The organism is Endothiovibrio diazotrophicus (assembly GCF_054657215.1).
Window position 1 is genome coordinate 1 of the sequence record NZ_BAAHXB010000083.1, and the last position, 24,455, is coordinate 24,455.

Below are 24,455 nucleotides of genomic sequence, written 5' to 3' on the forward strand. Positions count from 1 at the left end.
AGATCAGACGCAGCTTGCAGCGCTGACGCGGGAGGATATCCTGGGGGACATGTTCTACGCGGGGACCCTCGGTTACTTCGCCGAGAGTCAGGGACTGGCGCACGTGATGACGCTTCAGCAGAAGGCGCATATGCAGCAGCTACCCTCCGGTGGCACCTACGGCTATGTGCCGCAGGTGGATTAATTCTGGGGGTTGCCCAACGCGATTCGTACTGGTGGGGTGTCGATGGACCTCGACGCCTTGAACATCACGGCGCAGACGGACGACGGGACGAACAAGTTCAATCTGGTGTTCCAGCTGGGGGCGCTCAGTTCGGCGCTGGAGCATGCGATCCCGGAGCAGATGTTTGTTACCGCGGACAATCCCGGTGAGGCGGTCTCGGCGGTGAAGGCGCTGTCCAAGGCGGCGCAGCAGGGGCAGAAGATCTATCACATCACGCACGCGAATCTCTCCGCTGCGTTGGCAGATATTCGGTTGGATGACGCGACCATTCAGGAGATCCGGGATGCCGTTGCTACAGGTAAGGAAGTGATTACGCATACCGATCCGATCAGTGTGCCGGGATGGAGTGGGGCGGGTTACGTCGTTTTCGATCCTGCCAAAGGGGATGGGGCTTGGAGGATCGGTGGTGGTGAGAATGGGTCGTTTTGGATTGATATGATTGGGTTTCTGTTCTCTGCTCTATCGGGGGTGTTTGACGGGTATTCATCAAATATTTCAGAAACTAATAGAGGGTTTGATTCTCGCAAGGCGGAGCTTGCGGGGAAGTTATCTAAGATATCCGGTGTGTTTACTTTTATTGGGGTCGGTCTGTCGAGCTATATAACGTGGAATAATGATAGTTTGAGCTGGTCTCAAAAGTTGGGACAGATATCTAGTTGGGTTTTTGGTGCGGCTGTATCTGGATATGTCGGTGCTGCGCTTGGTGTGGCTATAGCTAATCCTATCGCGGCTGCTATATTAGCGGCTGCATTTGCTGTTCTTATATCGGTATTGATGGTTGAGTTTGTTGCAATATATCTATCTAGTCGAATAGTCTATCGTCGCAATTTTGTTGTGTGATTTTATTGGATAATACTATGAGTATAGGAAGGTCAATATCCTTTTATGAGCTTGTGAGGTTGGGAGGGGCGTGGGTGCTCTCGTTCCCGGCGCTCTACGTTGGTCGCTGGATTGGTGGTTGGTGGTATGAGCTATTTCATGGCGTATTTCCGTCTGATGATGTAGGAGGCGTTGTGACCTTTCTTGTGATAGGTGGGTTCGTGGCGACGTTTACTAGTCCTTTGGAATGTAAGTTTTGGTCTAATTTATTGAATAGATTATTCTTTATTGTTGATGAGTATGGGGTGGGACCTTTGTCAGTTTGGTTCGCTGTTGGGTATTCTTCTGTTTGGTTCGTTAAGTGAGCAAGTTGCGTGTGAATAGCGACGCGAACTGCATGGACATCCACCGCAAGGATTAAGCAAGTAGCCTGGATGGAGCATAGCGGAATCTGGGGATTCCCGAAGGCTGTCCCACACGTCCCGGATTCCGCTGCGCTTCATCCAGGCTACTTGCTGAATGCCTGGAGGATGGTGTCGCCGATGTCGGTGGGAAAGACGCCGATACAGCGGCTAAGCAGGCTCTTCGTGCCATAGACGGAGTAGTAGTGTTTGGCGCAGTCGATGTCGTTGTAGTCTTCCGCTTGCGGTCCGGCGGCTCGCATGGTGTAGAGCGCGCTACCGATGTAGTGGGTCTGTTGCTCCGACGGCAGCGCCTTTACCACGGTCTGGACGGCGTTGAGTGATGCCTCGAAGTAATCGATGAAGGTGACGCTCCTTCCCTGGTAGGTCTGGGTGTTGTCGTAGCGGGTACAGTTGCCGCTGCCGACGAAGGCGCTGGCCAAGCCGTTGCCCGGGTGCCCATTCGGCTCGGTCAGAAATTGGTTCAGCCAGCTCGGCGGTTGGTCGAGGCAGGCCGCTCCGGCGGTGTTCGGATAGGGGTTGCCCGGGCCTTTGGTCGAGACGCCTTGGTTGTAGAACTGCAGTGCGCTCCAGATGGTGCTGGTGGCGCTGCCCGGGAGTACGAACATGACCGGGACGTTCATTTGCGGTTGGTTGCCGTTGCCGAAGTAGGCGCGGGCGTATTGCTGGGTGAGGGTGGCGTAGCCGGGATGGCGGCCACCGTCGTAGTCAGCCAGCGGAATGGCCTGATTTTCCAGGTAGTTGGGGAATGCCCCGTAGTCATACAGGGCCTGTAGTACCAGTGCGTTGTGCAGTTGAAGCGCAGCCAGGTCGCGACGGTTGGCGTCGAAGACGGCGATGATCTTGCCGTTGCTCAGCTGCTTTGCCAGCGTGCCGAAAAAGTCGCGTGTGGTGGTGGGGTTCTTGAATGCCGGTTCGATGTCGAAGGCGACGCCGGCGGCGTTCGGGTCGTCGTTGATCAACTGTGCGATCGCGGTGGCGAGACGGGTCAGCTGGGCGGTGCTCGCCTGATCGAACATGCGGCTGCCGGAGGCGGTGAACAGTGGAAGAACCCGGTACTTTCCGTTTTGCGCGTAGTGGGCGGTGACCGCGGTCCCGGCTTGGCATTGCCCCAGGCTCGGTTCGTTGAATACGTCGGGTTTGATCATCGGCATGGCGTAGTAGGTGGCGACCGTGCCAGGGGAGAGCTTGCCGCAGGTCGATTGGATCGACGCCGGTTGGTTGCCGGTGGCGGGGACGGTGTCGATGTAGCCGAAGTCGGGGAAGAGATAGGTGGTGTTCGGCGCATATTGTGCCAGGCGCCGGGTTACGCTCGGGCAGGTGCTGTCGGCTGCGCAGGCCATGTCGTAGCTGACGTCGTCGATGAACACCCCGTTTCCCGGAGTGATGCCCGCGGCCTGCAGTTGCGCTGCTCCCAGCAGGCCGATCGCGATGAATGATGCGGTTATCGTTTTCATTGTCTTGCCTCCTGTTGGGCGATTCCGATCATCGCCCGCGGGCGGCTTCACGGTTCCCTTGGTAGGATGTGGATTCCATATCCACGCCGGCGGAGAGTTTATCGAGATATCGATGACCCGGCACGGCTGAGCCCGCGCAGCGGCATGCCCTCCTCTCGATGTGGTTTTTGTCGGCGGAATTCGCCGGATTTCGGAAGGGACGGGAAAATCTTCCGGGATGGGCTTCGGGTCGTCGTAACGGAGCCGGGTAGCGGTGGGTAACGATGTTCAGTAAGGTGGAGTGACGGACTCATTGGAAAGGGGTGGTTTGGTGAATTCATTTTTCACTACGGCGTTGACGTCCTCTTGATCGAGGAAGATGTCGTTTCTAAAATTGCGCCAGAGCACTGTATGTAGGGAGTGAGTCATGAACGTCGGTGGTCCTTCGAACCTCTCCGCCAACCTGCCGATGGCTGCGATGGCGGGACTGGCGCAAGGGGCCGGCCACATCTCCGGTGGCGGCACGGCCAAGGTGATCAATTCGGCGGCGAGCGATGGGCAGCAGACCCTGAACGCCGGGGTCAAGGAGGTCTCTCAGCAGCGTGAGGAGGTGGGCAAGGGACTCTACACCCCGGAGGGGAAGGCGCAGGCGCTCGCCACTGTGCGCCAGGGCAACCTCATCGGCGCGGCCTGAGGCATCGTTCACCGTTCGCGGAGTTCCCGCGCGGCCGGTTTTTCCACGGTCGAAACGAAAAAGGCCCCACCCGGCAACGGGTGGGGCCTTTTTCGTTGCGGTGGCGGCGGGAGTCAGCCCTGCTTGGCCGCTTCCATCATGGCGAGGGTCACCCGGTAGAGGTTGTCGAAGGTGCTTGTCGCGTCATAGGCGTCGCCCCAGGTGAGGGCCTTGGCCGCGTCGATACCGGCGTCGACGGCGGGGTCGGCGTCGCGGTTGCCGCCGCTGAAGAACCCCTTCAGGAGTTCGAGGGCGGTGACCACGTCGTCGGCGGAGATGGGTTCCTGGTAGCTGCTTTTGCTGCGGTCGAGCAGGGTGGCGAGCCAGGGGAGCTGCCAGGCGTATTTCTGGCCCCAGGCGTCGGGGTCTTCGCTGTAGGGCAGGGCCTGGTTGACCGGGACGTCTTCTTTGAACAGCTCGATCACCGGCAGGCTGCTCGGCGCGTCGGGGTGGACGAAGGGGTATTGGCCGCGGTTGTAGAGATAGGACATCACCTGTTCGAAGCCGAGGGTGGGTTCGATGTCGATGCCGGGATGCTCGTCGGCCGGCAGCGGATAGTGGGTCGCCGTCTGGTGGGTGGCGTAGTCGACCGCCCAGCGGGCGAAGTCGAAGCCGGGACGGGGGATGTCGCCACGGGCCTGCTTGTTGATCAAGTAGCTGAGCGCCTCGTAATAGCCCTTCTCCACCGACTGCCAGACGAAGGCGGTGGCCGATTCGGCGTTGATCGGCGCGTTGGGTTGGGCGGCGCCGCCGGCCAGCGGGGTGAGGAAGGCGTACCAGGGACCCTTGTCGGTGCTGTTCTGCGCGTTCTGGGCGAGGTCGGCGGGGGCGTTGTCGATCTGGTAGAAGCCGGAGCCGAGGCCTCCGGTGACTTGGGACTCTTGGTAGCTGGTGGCCAGCCACTGGTTGACGTTTTCGCTGTTGAGGATGGCGTTGACCGTTTCGTCATCAGCGCCGGCGGCCTTCAGGTCGGCGGGCAGGCCGGTCAGTTCGAGGAAGGCGCAGTAGCCGATGGCCATGGCCAGGGCCGAGTTCTTCAGGCTGGTAACCTGGCTGAGGGCGTCGTCGGGATAGAGGTGGCCGTCGGTGTGGGAGATGGAGACGTGGATCGGGTCGAGGCCCAGGCGGAAGCGGCGGTAGCTGTCGGTGTTCGGCATGAAGTTCTCCTTGTGGATTGCCGGGGGGCCGTTCCAACGGGGCGGGACGGCCGAATATTCGGTCGATGGGGAGACGGCAGGCGCGCGCGGGCTGTGAAACCGGCGGCGGGATCCATTGGGGGGGATTATCCGCTGGCTTGGACGGCGGTGTCGACGGTCGTTCGCCGGTGGGTGAGGGACGGGGGGGGGCGAGCGAGCCCCTCGCCAGGTCGCGGCGATGGATGGGCGGGAGGGGGGCGGGGCGCCCCGGGGGGCTATTCGCCGACGATGTCGCGCATCAGACGTTTGTTGAGGGCGATGCGCGCTTCCAGTGGGCGCAGTTCCTGGCGGTGGCGTTCCAGCATCCGGCGGCGCTCGTCCTCCAACTGCAGCAGCTCTTCGTTGGCCCGGTCGTAGGCCAGCTGGCGCAGTTCGGAGGCGGAGAGGCTGATGGGCTCCTCATGGATCTCCGGGTGGACGGGGTCGATGAACAGGGATTCGAGCTGGGGGTTGTGCATGAACGATAGATCTCGTTAGCGGGGGGTTGTGTGGGTGGATGGGAACCGACGGTCCCGGTCGTCGAGACGACTGTTTGGTCGGTTTTGTGACTGAAGGGCAGATTATACCCGATGGCACCAGTCGGTTGTCCAATGGAGTTGTTAATTCATACAAATACTTACAAATGGTTAATTGTGGGAATTGCGGAGGTGGCGGGGGGGATTACGGAGCGTTGGCGCGATCCACCCCGTACGGGGAGATGCGCTGCGGTCATTCGCTTCGGCATTTAATTATTGCCCCTATTTGTGATTGTTTCAACGATCGTTTTGTGTTTTTCGCTCGGGCGGGTTGAGTGGTTGGAAAGGGGCGGGGAATCCGTCCGATTGGCGGTTCCGTCGGGCACGGCCCGCTCTATACGGCACGCTGCGCGCGCCGTGTCAAACGGGCGCACCGTGCAAAGCATGAGGAAAAGCGGTCCGGTCGGTGGCGTCGCTGGGTACGTCGTTGGGTATGGGCGCTTTACAGGCTCGGGGGCTGCTCCATGAACAACTGGGGGTCGATGCCCCACTCCTCGGGGGCGGCGAAGGCGACGATGCGGTCTTCGCCGGTGTGCGTGGGGTTGGAGAGGTTGATGTCGACGGGGGGGATGAACCCCTTTTGGCGGGCGTCGTAGACGGCGCGCACGGTGGGGTAGAGGGGGCCCTTCTCGCCGGCGGCGACCACCACCGCCAGACGGTCGCTCTCCATGCGCACCAGGGTGCCCACCGGGTAGATGCCGACGCAGCGGATGAACTGGTGGACCAGGGTGGGGTTGAAGTGGTGTTGGCTCCATTCCAGCAGCTTGCGCAGCACCGCGGTGGGCTCCTGTCCCTTGTGGTAGCAGCGGTCGGCGGTGATCGCATCGTAGACGTCGACAATCGCCGCCATCTGGCCGTAGCGGGTAATCTTCTCGCCGGCCAGCCCGCGGGGGTAGCCGGTGCCGTCGTAGCGTTCGTGGTGCTGGGCGAGGACGGCGGCAGCGGTGGGCGAGATGCCGCTGGATTCGCTGATGATCTCGGCGCCGTAGATGACGTGCTTGCGCATCACCGTGAACTCGTCGTCGGTGAGCTTGCCCGGCTTGTTGAGGATCGCGTCGGGAACCTTGATCTTGCCGATGTCGTGGAGCATGGCGCCGAGGCCGATTTCCTGGATCGTCTCGCGGGGCAGGCCCAGTTCCTTGGCGAAGGTGACCAGCAGCACCGCCACGCTGACCGAGTGCTCGAAGGTGTACTGGTCGCGGGTGCGCACCCGTTGCAGGCTGAGCATGGCGTCGTGGTTGCGGAAGATCGAGGAGACCATGCGGTCGACCACCGGGGTGACCCGCTCCACCTCCACCTGCTTGCCGAGACGCACGTCCTGCATGATGCCGGTGATCAGCACGGCGGCCTCGCGGGATATCGTGGCGGCGATGTCGCGCTCCTCCCGCGGGCTGGTGGTGGCGGCGACCGGTTCCGGGTGGCTGGCGGCGAGCACCTCGTCGAGTTCGTGCTGGAGCTCCTCGCGCACCACCTCGCTGGGGGTCGCATCGAGGTCGTCACTCCCCTTGTGGGTGTCGATGTAGACCTCGTGGATGCCGTGGCCGGCGATCACGCCGATGGTTTTGGCGTCCTTGATCAGGAAGCGGCTGCGGGCGAAGGGGTGGTCGAGCCAGCCGCAGTTGAGGTCGTGGACGTACATCCCCGGCCGCAGGCGGTCGGTGGCGATTTTCTTGATGTGGCCGTTGGTTGCACTGGACACGGTGGCGTCTCGCTGGGTTCCTTTTTCTCCCGTTACTGGAGGATACCCGAATTTTTCCGTGGAGATCACCTGCGGCGGGTGGGATGGAACGGGCCGGGACAGTGGGACTGTCCCGGCCCGTGACCGGGGTCGCCGACGCCCGTCGTCGGGCGCCGGTGGGGAGGGTTACGGAGCGGTGACGGTGATGTGTCCCGAGAGGGGTTCCGGGGCCATGTGGTCGCCGCTGTCGTAGCTCAGGTCGGGGCCGTGGATGACGATGCGCAAGCGGTCGGCGTCACCACCGCCGTCGCCGTCCTCCAGGTAGAGGGTGAAGGTGTGGCCAGGGTCGCCGTTGACGCTGGCGCTGCCGCTGGCGACCGCGTGGCCGCCGGCGGCCCCGAAGGCCTCGATGACGCTCTGGTTGAGGCGGATGCCGCGCAGCTTGTCCTGGAACATCACGTTGCCGGCGGCGCTGACGCCGCCGGCGTCGGCCTGCACCGTGAGGTTGGCGCTGAAGATCACCTTGCCGCGCACCAGCTGGCCGGCGGCGTTGACCTGACCCGAGGTGCTGGTGACGGTGAGGGTGGCGCTCGTCTCGCTCGGCAGGTAGCGCTCGTCGCCGTCGAAGGTGGCGGTGACGGTGTGCACTCCCGGCGGTAGCAGCAGGCTGATCTGGCCGGGGTCGGCCACCGGCTCGCCGTCGATGGCGTAGTGAAGGGGGCGCTCCAGCGGCTCGCTCCACAGGGTGTCGGCGAGGGCCGCCTGCAGCGAGATGCTCCCGCCGAAGGGGGCGGAGAGGGGCTCCAGGCTCAACCCGGTCGGGTGGCGGACGACCGCCAGGGTCGCGCTGGATTGGGCGCTGTTGCCGGCGGTGTCGGTGACGGTGACGGTGACCGTGTAGTCGCCCGGACCGAACCAGCGGCTGAGGGTGGCCGCGCCGTCGAAGGTCTCGCGGCCGCCGGGGGAGAGGATCTCCCAGCGGTAGCCGAGGGTGTTGTCGGGGATCGAGGAGCCGCCGTCCTGGGCGAGGACGGTGAGCGGGGTCTCCTCCCGCTGCCACGGCCCGCTGTAGCCCTCCAGGCCGACGACGATCTCGGGCGGGGTGCTGTCCACGTAGATCTGGATCACGGTGGGCTCGCCCGGCTCCTCCTCGCCCGGGGCGCGGGGGTAGAAGCGGAAGATCGGGATGCAGTCGGGTTGGCGCGGGACGCGGACCACCACCCGCCCGGTCGCGTCGGCGGTGAAGCTGGAGAGTGAGATCTCCTGGTTGAGGGCCAGCGGGTCCTGCACGGTGACGTCGATGGTGCTGCCCGGGACCGTCTGGAAGACCCACTCGTGGTACTCCACGGCGCCGATGTAGTCGCCGTGCTCGGCGCCGGAGAGGGCCTCCGGCGGGTTGGGCAGGCGGTGGACCGGGAGCTCCTCGCTGCTGGAGGCGCCGGCGTTGGTGACGCGCACCACCACCGGCGGGTTGCCGGCGGTGGGATCGCCTGCGCTGCCGCCGGTCCCGGTGAGGGGAAGCGTCGCCTCCAGGTGCCAGGTGTTGCCGCCGACCGGCTCGCTGGCGATCGGCTGGCCGCCGTACCACACCTCGACGGTGCAGTCGTGGGGCGGCTCGATGGTGCCGTCGAGGATCAGCAGGCACTGCTCGGCGTCGGCCGCGTCGCCGATCGCCGCGCAGCTCAGGCCGGTGGCCGGAACGTCGACGGTGAAGTGGGGGGCGGGGAGGCTCGCCGGGTCGTTGGGGTCGGTACCGGCACTGATCTCCTCGGCGTCGGTGAAACCGTCGCCGTCGCGGTCGAGGTTGTCGGTGGTGGGGGCGCCGCAGAGGAGGTTGAAGCCGCGGCACCAGGTGGAGTGGTTGTTGCGCTGGACGCAGGAGACGCGCCAGGTGTTGAGGTTTAGGGCGCGGCTCTCGCGGAGCTTTTCGCCGTCGTTGGCGTAGGCGCCGCCGCTGACCACGGTGCCGCCGTCGTCGCAGGAGCAGTCATAGTATCCCTGGATACCCGGGCTGACCTCGAAGCAGTGTTTGAGGTAGACCCGATCGAGGATCGGGCCGGCGGGGCCCGGGTTGCCGGTGGGGCCGCTGGGGCCCTGCTCGCCCGGTGCGCCGCGGGGCCCCTGTGGGCCCTGTAGGCCGCTCGGGTCGCCGAGCCAGCGGCCGTTGCCGTCGATCAGCGTGCCCTGACCGGCGAGCGCGACGCTGGCCGGGGCGATCGGGCCTTCGGCAAGGGTGGCGACGTTGCCGGCGACGGTGGCGGTGGCCGCGGCATCGGCGCGGTCGCTTTCGCCGCTGGCCAGGGCGGCGATCGCCTGGGCGCTGGTCACGGCGTGGGCGGCGGCGCCGAGCGCCCGGCGCGGCGGTGCGGCGAGGTCACCGTCGGCACCCTCCACCGCCATCCACCGGGCGGAGCCGTCGAAGTGCTCGGCCAGCCCCGGCGCGCTGCCGCCGAGCAGCAGGTGGTAGCGGCCGTCGGTGACGGTGACGCCGGGGTGCGCTTCGCTCCACAGCGCGGTGCCGCCGGTCGGGGCGGCGTAGAGGGTGAAGGTGAGATCGGCGACGCCGTTGTAGGGGGTGGCGTCAAGGGCCTGCAGGGTGCCCTGGTAGTCGATCAGGGTCGGCACCGCCGCCGTCGCGATCGACGGCAGCAGCAGCAGGGCGGTGAGTGTCCGAATCCAGCGGTTCATGTCCATACCTCGTTCGTCATGCCCCGCGCCGGTCGCGCGGGTGGCTTGTGGGGAGCTCCGGTCGGTGGGGACGGTGGGGGACGCCCCGGTCGGGCTACTGGGAGCAGGTGATGACGAAGCCGTGGCAGGCCTGGTTGTTGCCGTAGAAGTTGGAGCAGGCGACGCGCCAAGTGGTGGTGTTGATCGGGCGGCTTTCGCGTATCACGCCGCCGCTGTCGGTGTAGGCGCCGCCGCTGAGGATGGTGTCGCCGGCGTTGCAGGCGCAGTCGTAGTAGGAGCGAACGCTGGAATTGCGGTTGAAGCACATCTTGGTGTAGATCGCGCCGAAGCCGCCGCCGACCGGGCCCCGGGGGCCGGTCTCGCCCTGTGGGCCGGCGGGGCCGGTCTCGCCCCGGGGGCCCTCGGGCCCTTCCAGGCCGGTGGGCTCGCCGAGCCACTGGCCGTCGGCGGAGATCACCGGGCCGTAGCCGGCGATGGCAACGCTGGTCGGCGAGATGTCGGCCCCGTCGACGTTGAGCGCGGTTCCGGCGGTGTCGGCGTAGTCGGCGGTGAGGGCGTGGTCGGCCTCCGCCGCCCGGTCGGCGCGCTCGGCGATGCCGGAGAGGATGGCGTGGGGGACGCTACCGATGCGGCTGCGCGGGGCGACCGGCGGGCCGCCGTCCACCTGGATCTCCAGCCAGCGGTCGGCGCCGTCGAATTGCAGGGAGATCCCCGGCGCGGTGAGGCCGAGCTGGACGCTGAACAGGCCGTCGGTGAGGGGGACGCCGGGAAGCGTTTCGCTCCACAGGGCGGTGCCGCCGCTTGCGCGGTCGTAGAGGGTGAAGGTGAGGTCGGCCCGGGTGGTTCCGGCGGCGACGCCCGGCAGGCGCCCCTGGTAGTCGAGCAGGTCGGGAACGGCCAGCGCGGGGGGGGTGGCCAGGGCGGAGAGCAGCAGCAGGAGTTGGGTCAGTGACTTCACGTTTTCATCCCTCGTGACGGTTGGTGTTTCCCTACTCGGTTAGTGGGAGTCGCGAGAGAAAGTAGCGTGAGAAATGTGGTGTAGTCAACGCAACATGTTGTGCTGTAAGAGAGTTCCTGAATATCATTAGGATAATTGCTGACCGTTCGCAGGATAATATCCTACGTATTGTCACGTGGTTCGGTGCTGCCGCGCCGATGCGAGCGGGAGCGGCGGGTTGCCGCTGTGACGTTCGTGCCGGACGGAGCGCCGCAGTCGGGAAGGGCGGTGGAGGTACTGAAACGGGGGCGCCTTCGATCACGTCGGCGCAGTAGCGACCTACGGCTGCGATGAAGCTGGGGCCGGGTCAGCCTTCCAGGCTCTCCCAGCGTTCATAGGCCTCCGCGAGTTCCGCCTCCACCGCCTCCAGGCGGGCGGTGACGTCGGTCGCCTCGGTGCCGGCCTGCTGGTAGATGGCGGGGTCGGCGAGACGCTCGTGGAGGGCGGCCTGCTCCTTCTCCAGCGCCTCGATACGGGCGGGAAGCTGCTCCAGCTCGCGCTGGTCCTTGTAGCTCAGCTTGCGCTTCTCCGCCTTGGCGGCGGCTTTCCCCGGGGCGGCTTTGGCCGGTTCCGCGGACTTCGGCCGCGGGGCTTCGGCGACCGGGGCGCGGCGCTGGCGCAGCCAGTCGTCGTAGCCGCCGACGTATTCGTTGACCGTGCCGGCGCCCTCGAAGACCAGGGTGGAGGTGACCACGTTGTTGAGGAAGGCGCGGTCGTGGGAGACCAGCAGCAGGGTGCCGGGGTAGTCGAGGAGCAGCTCTTCGAGCAGCTCCAGGGTCTCGGCGTCGAGGTCGTTGGTGGGCTCGTCGAGGACCAGCACGTTGGCCGGCCGGGTGAACAGCCGCGCCAGCAGCAGCCGGTTGCGCTCGCCGCCGGAGAGCGCCTTCACCGGGGTGTTGGCGCGCTCCGGTGAGAAGAGGAACTCCTGCAGGTAGCCCATGACGTGCTTGGGCTGGCCGTTGATCACCACCTTGTCGCTGCCCTGGCCGACGTTGTCGCGCACCGAGCGCTCCTCGTCGAGGGCCTCGCGGTGCTGGTCGAAGTAGGCGATCTCCAGGTTGGTGCCGAGCTTGACCCGGCCGCGGTCGGGCTGGAGGCGGCCGAGGAGCACGCGCAGCAGGGTGGTCTTGCCGGCACCGTTGGGGCCGATGATGCCGATCTTGTCGCCACGCATCACGCTGGTGGTGAGCCCCTGGAGGATCGGTTTGCCCTCCCAGGCGTAGTCGACCCCCTCCACCTCGGCGACCAGCTTGCCGGAGCGCTCCGCCTCGTTGATGGCGATCTTCGCCTTGCCGGTCACCTCGCGCCGCTCCCTGCGCTCCTCGCGCAGCGCCTTGAGCGCCCGCACGCGCCCCTCGTTGCGGGTGCGCCGCGCCTTGATCCCCTGGCGGATCCAGGTCTCCTCCTGGGCCAGCTTCTTGTCGAACAGCGCGTTCTGGTTGGCCTCGGCGTCGAGGGCGGCGGCCTTGCGCTCCAGGTAGGTGTCGTAGTCGCCGGGCCAGGAGGTGAGGCGGCCGCGGTCCAGCTCGATGATGCGGGTGGCCAGTTTGCGCAGCAGCATGCGGTCGTGGGTGACGAAGAGCAGGGTGCCGTTCCAGGCGAGCAGGAACTCCTCCAGCCAGGCGATGGCGTCGATGTCGAGGTGGTTGGTGGGCTCGTCGAGGAGCAGCAGGTCGGGCGCGGTGACCAGCGCGCGGGCGAGCAGTACGCGGCGCTTGAGGCCGCCGGAGAGGGCCTCGAAGGGGGTGTCGGGGTCGAGGCTGAGCTTGGAGAGGGTGGTCTCCACCCTTTGTTCCAGGGTCCAGCCGTCCGCGGCCTCCAGGCGGTGCTGGACCCGCTCCAGGTCGGCCAACTCTGCGGTTCCATCGGCCAGCCCGTGGCTGATGTGGTGGTACTCGGTGATCAATGCGCCGATCTCGCCGAGGCCGGCGGCGACCACGTCGAAGGTGTCGCCGTGGGTGTCGTGGGGCACCTCCTGGACGAGGCGGGCGACGCGCAGCCCTTGGGGCTGTTCGATCTTGCCGTCGTCAGCGGTGATCTCGCCGGTCAGCACCTTCATCAAGGTCGACTTGCCGGCGCCGTTGCGTCCCACCAGACAGAGCCGCTCGCCCCGTTCGATGGCCAGCTCGATGCCGTCGAGCAGCGGCGGGCCGCCGAAGTTGACCGAGACGTTGCGCAGGGTGATCAATGCCATGGGGATATCCGGTGTGGGGCTGGTTGCGGGGGGGCGATTTTAGCAGGGGCGTGGTTTTGGGGGTTAAACACGAAGGTATTTCGGGCTTGGCTTCGTGGCGTTCGGTGGGTTGGGTGCGGGGCTTGGGGGCGGTGCCGAATTTCGTATAGGGCGTCCCGCGGGCGCCGTGCCGAACGAAGTCGCCTTCCGTTCGGATACGCCGGCGGCGCCCGCGGGGCGCCCTATAGATGTCTTCGTGGTGGGTCCGTAGACGCGTTCAGATCAGCTCCGGGCGGCCGATGTGGTAGCCCTGCACGGCGTCGACGCCGAGGTTGCGCAGCAGGTCGAGGCAGGCGGCGTCTTCGACGAATTCGGCCACCGTGTGGATGCCGATGGCGCCGGCGATGTCGACCATCGCCTTGACCATCGCGCGTTGCAGGTCGCTGTGGCAGACGTCGCGGACGAACGAGCCGTCGATCTTGATGTGGTCGACCGGCATCTCCTTGAGGTAGGCGAAGGAGCAGTAGCCGGCGCCGAAGTCGTCCAGCGCGGTCTTGCAGCCCAGTGCGCGCAGCTTCTGCAGAAAATCCACCGCATGGCCCAGGTTGGCGATCGCCTGGGTCTCGGTGACCTCGAAGGTGAGGGCGTCGGCAGGCACCGCGAAGCGCTCGAGGGCGTCGGTGATGGTGGTGAAGATCGCACCGTGGTCGATCGCCTCGGCGGAGAGGTTGATGGCGTAGTGCAGCCCCGGTTCGTCGATGCGCTGGCGGGCGAGCTGTTCGATGGCGTGTTCGACCACCCAGCGGTCGATGGCGGTGAGCAGACCGAAGCGCTCGGCGGCGGGGAGGAAGCCGGCGGGCATGATCAGCTCGCCCGCGGCGTCCTCCATCCGTAGCAGGATCTCGTAGGCGCGGATCTCGCCACTGGCGGCGTCGGCGATGGGCTGGCGGGCGAAGCGGAAGTGGTCCTGTTCGATGGCCGCCTTGATGCGCAGGCTCCAGCCCATGTCGGTCTCCATGTTGGCGACCCGCTCGCGGTCGCGCCGTTGGTAGACGTGGACCCGGTTGCGGCCGCCGCGCTTGGCGATGTGGCAGGCGAGATCGGCCTGCGCCATCAGCTCCTCCTTGTCGCGCACCTCGTCAGTGAGCTGGGCGACGCCGATCGAGCAGCCGACGTCGACCACCTTGCCCTCGTACTTGAAGGCGTAGTCGGCGAGCAGCTTGCGGAAGCCGTCGGCGGCGGTCTGGGCGCCGGCCAGGTCGAGGTTGTAGAGGATCACCGCGAATTCGTCGCCGCCCAGGCGGGCCAGCAGGTCGGCCTTGCGGGCGCGCCGCTCGAGCAGGCCGGAGACCTCCATCAGCACCTTGTCGCCGGCCTGGTGGCCGAGGGTGTCGTTGACGTACTTGAAGTTGTCCAGATCGATGTAGAGCAGCGAGCAGCAGTCGTGGGGGTTGCGCCGGGTGCGCGCCACCGCGCGCTCCAGTTCGGCGAGGAAGTATTGGCGGTTGTGCAGCCCGGTGAGGGTGTCGTGCTCGGCCAGGTGGCGCAGGTAGTCCATCATCGCCCGGCGCTCGCCGGTATCCTCCACCAGGGCGGTGAAGAGTCGCCCGCCGGGCAGCTTGATCTCCGAGATCTTCAGCGAGATGGGGATCAGCGAGCCGTCCTTGTGGCGCCCCTCCACCTCGCGCGCGGAACCGATGATCCGTGCCTCGCCGTTCTCCAGGTAACGTTTCAGGTACTGATCGTGGTGCCCCTGGTGCGGCGGTGGGACGATCAGCCGGACGTTGCGTCCGATCGCCTCCTCGGCGCGGTAACCGAAGAGCTGCTGGGCGGCGTTGTTGAAGATCTCGATGGTGCCGTGCTCATCGATGGTGATGATCCCCTCGGCGGCGTTGTCGAGGATCGCCTGCATGCGCAGCTGGCGCGAGCGGACCTGTTCGCGCATCCCGCTGAAGGCCTCCAGCAGGGCGTCGGTCTCGCGGGTGCGCACCCGGATCTCGGGGACGTGGGAGGCACCGCCGTGGCCCTCCGCTTCGAGGGCGGCGGCGACCTGGGCGATGGGGCGGCGGATGGCGTATTCGAACAGCCAGAAGGCGAGCAGGATGACGAAGGTGGTGACGCCGAAGAGCAGCCAGATCAGGTTGGAGAGCGTGCCGGCGGTGTTGAGCGAGGCGGAGAGGTCGCGGGTGGTCAGGGTGCCGAGGTGCTCCTCCAGTCGGTAGAGGGTGCTCCACAGTTCGGCGAACAGCGGGCGCAGCCGGTCGCGCAGGTAGGGGAGATCGGTGCGCCAGTTCTCCGAGCGGTAGATCGCCATGGCCCGCCGGTAGCCGGCCTCGTAGCGCTGGTTGAACTGCTCGAGGCGCGGCAGGGCGGCGGACTGCTCGAAGTTGAGCCGGCCCTGGCCGTCGAGCCGCTGGAGCTCGTCGAGCAGCTGGTTGACGGTGTCGGCGTAGAGCTGGCGGTTGTTGCGGAACTGCTCCATGCCGCCGGCGGGGATGCCGAAGACGCCGGCGCGGCTCATCATCGCCACCCGCCCGGCGTTGACCATCTGGATCCAGTTGTAGCGCAGGTCGATAAAGTAGTGGTAGGTCTCGTCGATGTCCCGTTCGGGGGTGGTGTCGAGGACCAGGTTGATGGCGCCGATGAACTCATGGTCGGCCGGATCCATGACGTTGACCTGGGTAGGCACCGCCGGGTAGCGCGACTCGATCCGCGAGAGCAGTTGAAAGAAGCCCTCGGTCTCGGCGGAGAGGCGTGCCAGCAGGCCGCGCAGCTCGCCGATGTGTTCGCGCAGCCCCTCCATGTGCCCGGCGGCGCGGCTGCGCTCCAGCCGGTCGATCTGGCGGTGGGCCTCGATCAGCTGCGCCTCGACCCGCTGGCGCACCGTCTCTTCGAGCAGGAAGGCGTACTGGTAGATGCCCGCCTCGGTGCCCTGCACGGCGTTCTTCAGCCGCTTCAGGCCGTCGGACAGTTCACCCTGTTCGCGGATTAGGCCGGTGCCGCGGCGGGCGGTCTGGTCCACCAGGTCCTGGGTGTAGAGGGAGGCGGGGAGCAGCAGCAGCCAGACCAGCAGGGCGAGAAAGAGGAAGCGCTGGCGCAGGCTCTGGGCGGAGCGGGGTGGCGTGGGGCGGTCCGTGCGGGGTGGCGGGGAGGGGCTCATCGTCGGTTGTGGTTGTGGTTTGAGGACGAAGGCGGTCGGTGCCAGCGCTCCGTCCACCCGAAAAACCGGGATGCCACCCTCGTAGGATGGGCAAAGGAGCGGTAGCGACGTGCCCATCGGGCGAAGGCAGTGAATTTCGCCGTGGCAGAACCGTTTTGATGGGCACGCTACGCTTTGCCCATCCTACGGTAGGGAGAGTCCGCAGAGAGGCGCGGCGCATCCTGATTGGTCGATTGGACGGAGCGCTGGTGGCCGATCTTCCGAATGTCCTCCAATCGGCGGGGGATTTCAAGGGGTATTCGGGTGGGGTCAGGCATCGGTGACGCAGCGGTTGCGCCCGGACTCCTTGGCCTGGTAGAGGGCGCCGTCGGCGCGTTCGAAGGCGCTGTCGTGGGTCTCGCCGTGGCGGTACTGGGTGATGCCGATGGAGATGGTGATCGGCACCGCCTGGCCCTGGAAGTGGAAGCCGCACTCGGCGACCCCGCGGCGCAGCTTCTCGGCTACCTGCTGGGCCGCCTCCAGCGGGGTCTCGGGGAGCAGGGCGATGAACTCCTCGCCGCCGAAGCGGGCGAGGAAGTCGGTTTCGCGCAGCAGCTTGAGGAGCAACTGGGCGATGGTGCGCAGCACCATGTCGCCGGCCTTGTGGCCGTAGGAGTCGTTGACCCGTTTGAAGAAGTCGACGTCGAGCACGAGCAGCGACAGCGGTGTGTCGTAGCGCTCCCGGCGGGCCAGCTCCTGGTGGGCCCGTTCGTCGAAGGCCAGCCGGTTGGCCAGTCCGGTCAGGGGGTCGTGCAGCGCGCGACGCTGCTCCACGCGGACCCGTTCGCGCAGCTCGCCGGACTCCTTCTCCAGGGTGGCGAGCCGCTGCTGCATCTGCGCCATGCGCTGCTCGCTCTGGTTGTGGCGCTGGTCTTCGGCGCGGCGGAAGGCGTCCATCCGCTGACCGATCGCCTCCATCCGGTGGGAGACGTCGCGCTTGAGCTGTTCCAGGTCGGAGGCGCGCTGGGCGGTGTCGTGCAGGTCGCGTACCTCGGCCTGCACCGCGGCGTTGAGCGCCTCGCCGCTGCGCTTCGATTCGGTGCGTAGCGCCTCCGCCCCGCGCAGGTGGACGTCCAGCTCCTTCAACCGGGTCGACATCTGGTAGACGAATCCCTCCAGTTCGCGCTTCTCGTGTTGCGCCTTGGAGGCCATGGCGGCGATCAGCGCGGCCAGTTCGTCCACCGCCCGCTGCCACTGCGCCGCCTCGCCGAGCAGTTCGCGGCGCAGCGCCTCGGCGCGATCGTTGAATTCGGGGGGGACGGCGAGCTTCTCCAGCAGCCGCAGCAGCACCGGGCCGACGCCCTCTCCGGGGACCGGGGGGGCACCGCCTCCGCTGCTCGACGCGGACGGTTCGCCGTTGTCGCGCTTGAGCAGACCGCCGAACAGGCCGCGTCCGCCCCCCTGGTCGAGGGCGTCGCCGATCAGCGCGGCGCACTGTGCCTCCAGGTCGGCGAGGCTGTCGTCGCTGCCGGCCAGCCGCTCACGCAGGCCCTCGGCGCGCCGCTTCGCCTTGCCGGAGAGCGGCAGGCGGGCGAGCAGTTCGGCCAACGCCTGGCGCGGTTCGCTCTCCTTGCGCGCGCGCTCCTCCTCGACCCCGGCGAGGGTCTCGGAGAGGCGGTCGATCAGCGGATAGAGCTTGCTCTCGTCGGTGCGGTGGCCGCGGATCGCGTTGCGCAGCTCGCGCAGCTCCTGATCGAGTCGCGGGTCGAGGCCTTCGGCGGCGATGCTGATCCTGGAGAGTGCCTTGTGCAGCAGCTCCTCGGTCTGTCGCCACTGGCGCTCGCCGCGCTGCAGGCGGTCGATGCTCTCTTCGTATTTTTCCTTCCAGTCGTCGCTCATGGGGATTGTTCTTTGTTTTGTGCGGGGTCCGGGGGGAGCTGAACGAGGTCGTGTCGGTCTTCAGGTCAAAGGTGAAAGGCAAAAGGTTAAAGGGCCTCCGTTCAAGGCCGTGCGCTCTTCGTCGTCGTGTCGGTTGGGAGGTTGGGCGAAATCGGCACGCCTTCTTTTCCCTTTGACCTTTTGCCTTTCACCTTTCACCTTTCACCTTTCACCTGAAGCCGACGCGCCGTCGATTATCCCCCTTCTCCCTCCTCCAGGACCAGCCCGGCGGGCAGTTCCACCTCCATGGCGATGGGCAGATGGTCGGAGATGGTGCAGGGGATCACCATTGGTGCCTCGGCGTGCAACTGCGGGGTGATCAGAATGTGGTCGATGTTGTGCCGCGGGCGCCAGCTGGGAAAGGTGTGGAGGTCGGGCTGCGGTTCGCACAGCCGGCTGCGGGCGAGCAGTCGCTCGATCTCGCGGCTATCGGAGCGGCAGTTGAGATCGCCCATCACCACCGCATGGCGCTCGTCGTCGATCCGTTCGGCGATGTAGTCGAGCTGGATCATGCGGGCGCGGCTGCCGAGGGCGAGGTGGAGGACGTAGACCACCAGGCTCTCCTCGCCGCGGCCGAAACGGGCCATCAGTGCGCCGCGACCGGGGATCACCCCCGGCAGGCGGTGCTCCACCACCTCGCTCGGGCGGATGCGCGAGAGCAGTCCGAGACTGTGCTGGGCGAGCTTGCCGAGGTTGCGGTTGGTGCGGAAGCTCCAGTGGGGGAAGCGGGCGTGGTGGGCGAGGTATTCGGTCTGGTTGGTGAAGTCGCTGCGGAAGGAGCCGGCATCCACCTCCTGCAGACCGACGATGTCGTAGTCGCCGATGCAGCGGGCGATGCGGTCGAGATTCTCGCTGCGCTCCGGGTCGGGCAGCAGATGTTTCCAGGAGTGGAGCAGGTAGTGGCGGTAGCGGCTGGTGGCGATCCCCACCTGGACGTTGAAGCTGAGCAGCTTCAGCCGCCGCCCGGCGCCCATCCGGGCGGCGGGGGCCCCCTGGTGCTGGGTGACCAGCGACACACCGGGGCGGGTCGATGGGCGCAGGGAAGCGGAATCGATCAACGTTCGGCGAGGACCTTGTCCACCAGGTGGCTCATCACCTGGACCATCCCGTCGAAGCCGCCGCCGATGGTGGCGTCGGTGAAGTACTGGCCGTCGATCACCACTGCCGGCACCCCGTTGACGAAGCCGCGGCCGGCCAGCTCCCGCTCGCGGCGGATCTGGGTCTCCACGTAGAAGGAGTTGTAGGCGTCGCGGAACGCCTGCTCGTCGACCCCTTGTTCGGCGAAGAACCTGGCCAGCGAGTCGAGGTCGTTGAGGCGGCGGTGATCCTTGTGGATGGCGTCGAACAGCGGTTGGTGGATACGCTCGCCCACCTCCAGCGCCTGGGCGGCGTAGAAGGCGCGGGCATGGACCTCCCAGTGGGGGTTGAGCAGCGACGGGCGGCGCACGAAGTGGACCTTGTCGGCGTGCTCCTCCAGCCACTTGTGCAGTACGGGCTCCAGGTGGTAGCAGTGGGGGCAGCCGTACCAGAAGATCTCCATTACCTCCACCTTACCTGCCGGGGCATCGGTGTCGAGGGGCGGCGAGAGGCGCTGATAGTCGATCCCCTCATCGATGTCCCGGGCGTGGACGGCGACGGCGAGGGGCAGCAGCAGCAGGGGGAGGATCCAGGTTAGGAGGCGCTTCATCGACGGGTTCTCCGTATTCTTTTCTGCAAGTGGGGGATTCTGGCGCGGGCTCCCCGGGGGTGCAAGGGCGTTGATGCCGGTTTGGCCCAGGCCCTTCCGGGAGCACCTCCCGGTTGGGAGCGGTGAAGGGGCCATTTGGTTCCCTCCAGCGATACGACAGGCCACGATGCCGAATCAGGCATCGCCAAAAAAAATGCGGCCCGCGGGCCGCATTTGCCACCGTGCCGAGGGGCTGCTCAGTGCAGACCCTGGATGTAGGAGGCCACCGCGTCGATCTCGGCGTCGGACATGAACTTGGCGGTGCCGCGCATCATGCCGTTGGGGTCGTTGGCGCGGCTGCCGTCGCGGAACGCCTTCAGCTGCTTGGCGGTGTAGGCGGCGTTCTGGCCGGCCAGCGAGGGGAACTTGGCGGGCTCGTTGCCGGCGCCGGTGGGGCCGTGGCAGGCCATGCAGGCGGGGACACCGGTCTCCATGTTGCCGCCGTGGTAGATCTGCTTGCCCAGCTTCACCTTGGCCGGGTCGGCTTGGTGGGGCTGACGGGTCTGACTGGAGAACCAGGCGGCCAGATCGGCGATATCGGCTTCCGAGAGCGGGGCGGCCATCGGCGACATGGTCGGGTCCTTGCGGTCGCCGGCGTGCAGCTCGGTCAACTGTTTGACGATGTAGCTGGCGTGCTGGCCGGCCAGGGAGGGCCAGAGAGGATTGATGACGCTGTTGCCGTCGGCGCCGTGGCAGGCGGCGCACACCGCGGCCTTGGTCTGGCCGGCGCTGGCGCTGCCGGCGGCGATGGCGTTGCCCGCGGTGACCGACAGGGCGGCGAGGGCGGAGATCGCGATCAGCTTCTTCATGGGTCGATAAGCTCCTGTGCCTGAGTCTATGAAATCTTTTCGATAGGGTGGCCTGCGCGGCCGGCGTCGCCGGCCGGGCGGCGAGGATTCGATGCCTGCCAATCGCCCCTCGCACGCTGCTACAATGGCCGGGAGGACCGATGGGAAGTGCATTATATTAGCGAATTCTAAACAAATTCGCGATGCCTTCCCGTGCGTCGGCGGGCAAAACAGCCCGACCTTATATCAGGTGCCCCCTTCGGGGTCAAACCAAGACCCCTTTGTTTTCATGGTTTACAGGCCGCGCCACCGATTTGCGGGAGGCGTCTGCCGGATTGAGCAAAGATGAATCCGATCTACCAGCGGGCCGAGTTCGTGATGAGCGCCCTGCGGGCCGACGAGTTGCCCGACGACAGTGCCGCGGAGGTCGCCTTTGCGGGCCGCTCCAATGCGGGAAAATCAAGTGCAATCAACGCGATAACCAATCGGCGCAACCTCGCGCGCACCTCCAAGACGCCGGGTCGCACCCAGCGCATCAACTACTTCGAGCTGATCGACGGGCGCCATCTGGTGGATCTGCCGGGCTACGGTTTCGCCAAGGTGCCGTTGGAGATGAAGCGCCACTGGGAGAAGCACCTTTCCGCCTATCTCCATCAGCGCGAGCCGCTGCGCGGGCTGGTGCTGCTCACCGACATCCGCCATCCGCTGACCGAGTTCGACACCCGCATGGTGGAATGGTGCCGGGAGGGCGGCCTGTCGCTCCACGTGCTGCTCACCAAGGCCGACAAGCTGAAACGCGGGCCGGCCAACAACGTCCTCTTCAAGGTCCGCGCCCAACTGGAAAAACTCTGCCCCGGCGCCACCATCCAGCTCTTCTCCGCCACCGCTCCGACGGGGGTTGACGAAGCCCGCGACGTACTGGATCGGTGGCTCGGTTTCGGTGGCGCTGAGGCATAGGTCCTGCCGTCCGTGCAGCGGACCTTTTCCTCAATGAAATTACGGGATTGGGCACAAAAAAACCCCGGCAATGAGGGGGAAGAGTTCTTGCCGGGGTCAAATACCGCCGACCTCATGGGGGGAGTCGGCGGTCCCGCTCAGGGAGGGGGAGCGGGGAGCTGCTCGTGTAGCTCACTACGTAGGACTGGGGTGTTCGGGAAAAGTTCAGCGGGGGAGAAAAAAATTTCAGGCTTCAGGCTTCAGGCGAAAACGCTTCGCGGTGCTCGACGTTTCCTCCTGGCGGTTGCGGTAAACTGCGCGCTGTTTTTCCGACCGAAGTGGCGTATCAATGGACAACCCGTTACTGGAGCTGGACGGCCTGCCGCCCTTTTCGCGTATCCGCGCGGCACAGGTGGTGCCGGCGGTGGAGCGGCGGCTGGCGGAGATCCGCGAGACCCTGGAGCGGCTGCTCGACGCCGGCCCGCCCTACACCTGGGAGGGGCTGGTCGCCCCCCTGGAGGAGGCGGAGGATCGCCTCAACCGCCTCTGGTCGCCGGTGGGCCACCTCAACGCGGTGTGCAACAGCGACGAGCTGCGCGAGGCCTACAACGCCTGCCTGCCCAAGCTCTCCGCCCACCACACCGAGATGGGGCAGAACGAGCGCCTCTACCGCGCCTACCAATCCATTGCCGAGGGCGCGGAGTACGGTCGGCTCGACGCGGCCCAACGCAAGATCATCGACAACGCCCTGCGCGACTTCCGCCTCGCCGGCGTCGCCCTGGATGAAGAGCGCCGCGCACGCTTCAAGGCGATCAATCAGGAGCTCTCCCGGCTCACCAGCGGCTTCTCCGACCGCGTTCTCGACGCCACCCACGCCTGGCACCGGCAGGTGAGCGACGAGGCGGGGCTCGCCGGCCTTCCCGAGTCGGCACGCGAGCTGGCCCGCCACAAGGCGGAGCTGAAGGGGTTGGAGGGGTGGCTGTTCGACCTGGAGTACCTCTCCTACTTCCCGGTGGTGACCTACGCCGACGACCGCGAGCTGCGCCGCGAGTTCTACACGGCCTACGCCACCCGCGCCTCCGACCAGGGGCCCGATGCCGGCACCTGGGACAACACGCCGCTGATCGAGCAGATCCTGCGGCTGCGTCACGAGAAGGCGCAACTGCTCGGCTTCAACGATTTCAGCGAGTACTCCCTGGCCACCAAGATGGCCGCCGATCCCGAGGCGGTACTCCACTTCCTCTACGACCTGGCCGAACGCGGCCGTCCGCAGGCCCTCGCCGAGCTGGAGGCGGTGCGTGCCTTTGCCCGCGAGCAGGGTTTCGACGAGACCCTGGAGTCGTGGGACATCCCCTACTGGTCGGAGAAGCTGCGGTGCCACCTGTTCGAGATCGACCAGGAGGCGCTGCGCCCCTGGTTTCCGGTGCCGCGGGTGCTCGACGGGCTCTTCGCGGTGATCAGTCGGCTCTTCGGCATGACGGTGACGGCGCTGGAGGGGGTCGATACCTGGCACCCCGACGTCCGCTTCTTCGAGATCCGCGACGAGGCGGGGGCGCTGCGCGGCCAGTTCTACCTCGATCTTTACGCCCGGGCGAAGAAGCGTGGTGGTGCGTGGATGGACGAGTGCCGGGTGCGCCGCCGCCACGCCGAGGGGGTGCAGACCCCGGTGGCCTACCTCACCTGCAATTTCACCCCGCCCGTGGGCGGCAAGCCGGCACTGCTCACCCACGACGAGGTGCAGACGCTCTTTCATGAGTTCGGCCACGGTATCCACCACATGCTCACCCGCGTCGACTGGCCCTCGGTGGCCGGCATCAACGGGGTGGCGTGGGATGCGGTCGAGCTGCCCAGCCAGTTCCTGGAGAACTGGTGCTGGGAGTGGGAACCGTTGCAGCTGATCTCCGGCCATGTGGAGAGTGGCGAGCCGCTGCCGCGCGAGCTCTACGACCGGTTGTGGCGGGCGAAGAACTTCCAGGCGGGGATGCAGATGGCTCGCCAGTTGGAGTTCGCGATCTTCGACTTCCGCCTCCATCGCGAGTACGACCCCGCGCGGGGCGGCCGGGTGCTGGAGGTGTTGGAGGAGGTGCGCGAGCGGGTGGCGGTGGTGCGGCCGCCGGCGTTCAACCGCTTCGCCCACGCTTTCACCCACATCTTCGCCGGCGGCTATGCGGCCGGCTACTACAGCTACAAGTGGGCCGAGGTGCTTTCGGCGGACGCCTTCTCCAAGTTCGAGGAGCGTGGCGTGTTCGATCGTGCCACCGGCGAGGAGTTCCTCCATGCCATCCTCGAACGCGGCGGTTCCGCGGAGCCGATGGAACTCTACGTCGAGTTCCGTGGCCGGGAGCCTTCGATCGACGCCCTGCTGCGCCATAACGGCATCGGTGTTTGAACGAACCACCGGGGTTGATTCGCGTGATTAAGCATCTCTTGTCCGTACTGTTACTCTTCTCGCTCCCGCTTTCCCAGGGATGGGCGGCGACCACGGTCTACGTCAGCGACCGGCTGGAGGTGCCGCTCTACGACACCATCGGCGATGAGGCCAAGGTGATCCGCCACGTGGCGGTGGGTGACCCGCTGGAGGTGGTCAAGCGTGACGGTGACCTGCTCCAGGTGCGGGCACCCGGCGGCGAGCTGGGGTGGCTGGCGGAAGATCTGGTCACCGCCGAGGAGCCGCCGCGCCAGAAGCTCCTGGCGTTGGAGGCGGAGCGCGGCGAGCTGCGCAGCAGGTTGCGGGTGGCGGAGGGGAAGCTGGCCGGCGCGGGGGTGGCCGGGGTGGAGAATCCGGTGCCGGCGCTGGAGCGGGAACTGGAGCGGGTGCGCGCGGAGAACGCCGCCCTGCGGGCGCGCATCGACGCCGCTTCCGCCGCCCTCAGCGGCAGGCTGGTGCCCCGGCTGGATGCCACTGCCGACTGGCACGCCTGGGTCCCGTGGGCCGGCGGCGTGCTGGTGCTCGGCTTCATCGCCGGCTTTCTCTTCCACCGCTTCCGTCACTGCCGCAGCCACGGTGGTTTCCGCATTACCCTCGGGTAGGCGATGACTCCCGGGATC

At 66.6% G+C, this 24,455-nt stretch carries 18 protein-coding genes; 6 read left to right on the forward strand and 12 right to left on the reverse strand.

Features of this window, described 5'->3' with window-relative positions:
- The coding region (locus ACYQ2W_RS18100; protein ID WP_459870237.1) for a hypothetical protein at window positions 1–184 on the forward strand (184 nt) is incomplete at its 5' end.
- Between the two features lie 42 nt (window positions 185–226).
- Entirely contained in the window at window positions 227–1,063 is an 837-nt protein-coding gene (locus ACYQ2W_RS18105) for a hypothetical protein (RefSeq protein ID WP_459870240.1), read from the forward strand.
- 487 nt (window positions 1,064–1,550) lie between these two features.
- On the opposite strand, the gene ACYQ2W_RS18110 is transcribed toward ACYQ2W_RS18105, so the two are convergent.
- Window positions 1,551–2,921, reverse strand: a complete 1,371-nt coding sequence (locus ACYQ2W_RS18110) for a hypothetical protein (RefSeq protein ID WP_459870242.1) — start codon at window positions 2,919–2,921, stop codon at window positions 1,551–1,553.
- Window positions 2,922–3,327: 406 nt separating this feature from the next.
- Between ACYQ2W_RS18110 and ACYQ2W_RS18115 the strand changes: the two genes are divergently transcribed.
- Window positions 3,328–3,594, forward strand: coding sequence for a hypothetical protein (locus ACYQ2W_RS18115; RefSeq protein WP_459870243.1), 267 nt, complete (start codon window positions 3,328–3,330; stop codon window positions 3,592–3,594).
- Window positions 3,595–3,707: 113 nt separating this feature from the next.
- Here ACYQ2W_RS18115 and ACYQ2W_RS18120 read toward each other — a convergent pair whose 3' ends face one another.
- The 11 genes from ACYQ2W_RS18120 to ACYQ2W_RS18170 form a co-directional block, all read right to left on the reverse strand.
- Window positions 3,708–4,790 carry a hypothetical protein gene (locus ACYQ2W_RS18120; RefSeq protein WP_459870245.1) on the reverse strand — a complete coding sequence of 361 codons (1,083 nt, stop codon included), beginning with the start codon at window positions 4,788–4,790 and terminating at the stop codon, window positions 3,708–3,710.
- A gap of 254 nt (window positions 4,791–5,044) precedes the next feature.
- Window positions 5,045–5,287, reverse strand: coding sequence for a hypothetical protein (locus ACYQ2W_RS18125; protein ID WP_459870248.1), 243 nt, complete (start codon window positions 5,285–5,287; stop codon window positions 5,045–5,047).
- 499 nt (window positions 5,288–5,786) lie between these two features.
- A complete protein-coding gene (locus tag ACYQ2W_RS18130) occupies window positions 5,787–7,043 on the reverse strand; it encodes an HD-GYP domain-containing protein (protein WP_459870250.1) in 1,257 nt (418 codons plus the stop codon).
- A gap of 165 nt (window positions 7,044–7,208) precedes the next feature.
- A complete protein-coding gene (locus ACYQ2W_RS18135) occupies window positions 7,209–9,710 on the reverse strand; it encodes a hypothetical protein (protein ID WP_459870253.1) in 2,502 nt (833 codons plus the stop codon).
- Window positions 9,711–9,804: 94 nt separating this feature from the next.
- Complete coding sequence (locus tag ACYQ2W_RS18140; protein WP_459870255.1) at window positions 9,805–10,668, reverse strand: hypothetical protein; 864 nt, start codon at window positions 10,666–10,668, stop codon at window positions 9,805–9,807.
- A 346-nt stretch (window positions 10,669–11,014) separates the two neighbouring features.
- The gene (gene uup, locus ACYQ2W_RS18145; protein WP_459870258.1) at window positions 11,015–12,901 is read right to left on the reverse strand and encodes an ATP-binding cassette ATPase Uup; all 1,887 of its coding nucleotides are present in this window, start codon (window positions 12,899–12,901) and stop codon (window positions 11,015–11,017) included.
- A 256-nt stretch (window positions 12,902–13,157) separates the two neighbouring features.
- Window positions 13,158–16,097: a putative bifunctional diguanylate cyclase/phosphodiesterase gene (locus ACYQ2W_RS18150; RefSeq protein ID WP_459870261.1), complete on the reverse strand. Its 2,940-nt coding sequence runs from the start codon at window positions 16,095–16,097 to the stop codon at window positions 13,158–13,160.
- Window positions 16,098–16,349: 252 nt separating this feature from the next.
- Window positions 16,350–17,918, reverse strand: a complete 1,569-nt coding sequence (locus ACYQ2W_RS18155; protein ID WP_459870263.1) for a GGDEF domain-containing protein — start codon at window positions 17,916–17,918, stop codon at window positions 16,350–16,352.
- A 233-nt stretch (window positions 17,919–18,151) separates the two neighbouring features.
- Window positions 18,152–19,015 (reverse strand): endonuclease/exonuclease/phosphatase family protein, encoded by an 864-nt coding sequence (locus ACYQ2W_RS18160; protein WP_459870265.1) that lies wholly within the window; start codon window positions 19,013–19,015, stop codon window positions 18,152–18,154.
- Window positions 19,012–19,644 (reverse strand): thiol:disulfide interchange protein DsbA/DsbL, encoded by a 633-nt coding sequence (locus ACYQ2W_RS18165; protein WP_459870268.1) that lies wholly within the window; start codon window positions 19,642–19,644, stop codon window positions 19,012–19,014. Before ACYQ2W_RS18165 ends, ACYQ2W_RS18160 begins: the two co-directional genes overlap by 4 nt.
- A gap of 236 nt (window positions 19,645–19,880) precedes the next feature.
- Window positions 19,881–20,492 (reverse strand): c-type cytochrome, encoded by a 612-nt coding sequence (locus ACYQ2W_RS18170; RefSeq protein ID WP_459870271.1) that lies wholly within the window; start codon window positions 20,490–20,492, stop codon window positions 19,881–19,883.
- Window positions 20,493–20,816: 324 nt separating this feature from the next.
- Between ACYQ2W_RS18170 and yihA the strand changes: the two genes are divergently transcribed.
- From yihA to ACYQ2W_RS18185, 3 genes are all read left to right on the forward strand, one after another.
- On the forward strand, window positions 20,817–21,428 hold the full coding sequence (gene yihA / locus ACYQ2W_RS18175) for a ribosome biogenesis GTP-binding protein YihA/YsxC (protein WP_459870274.1): 612 nt from the start codon (window positions 20,817–20,819) through the stop codon (window positions 21,426–21,428).
- 328 nt (window positions 21,429–21,756) lie between these two features.
- A complete protein-coding gene (prlC, locus tag ACYQ2W_RS18180; protein ID WP_459870276.1) occupies window positions 21,757–23,796 on the forward strand; it encodes an oligopeptidase A in 2,040 nt (679 codons plus the stop codon).
- A gap of 38 nt (window positions 23,797–23,834) precedes the next feature.
- A complete protein-coding gene (locus ACYQ2W_RS18185; protein WP_459870279.1) occupies window positions 23,835–24,437 on the forward strand; it encodes an SH3 domain-containing protein in 603 nt (200 codons plus the stop codon).
- Window positions 24,438–24,455: the final 18 nt, after the last annotated feature.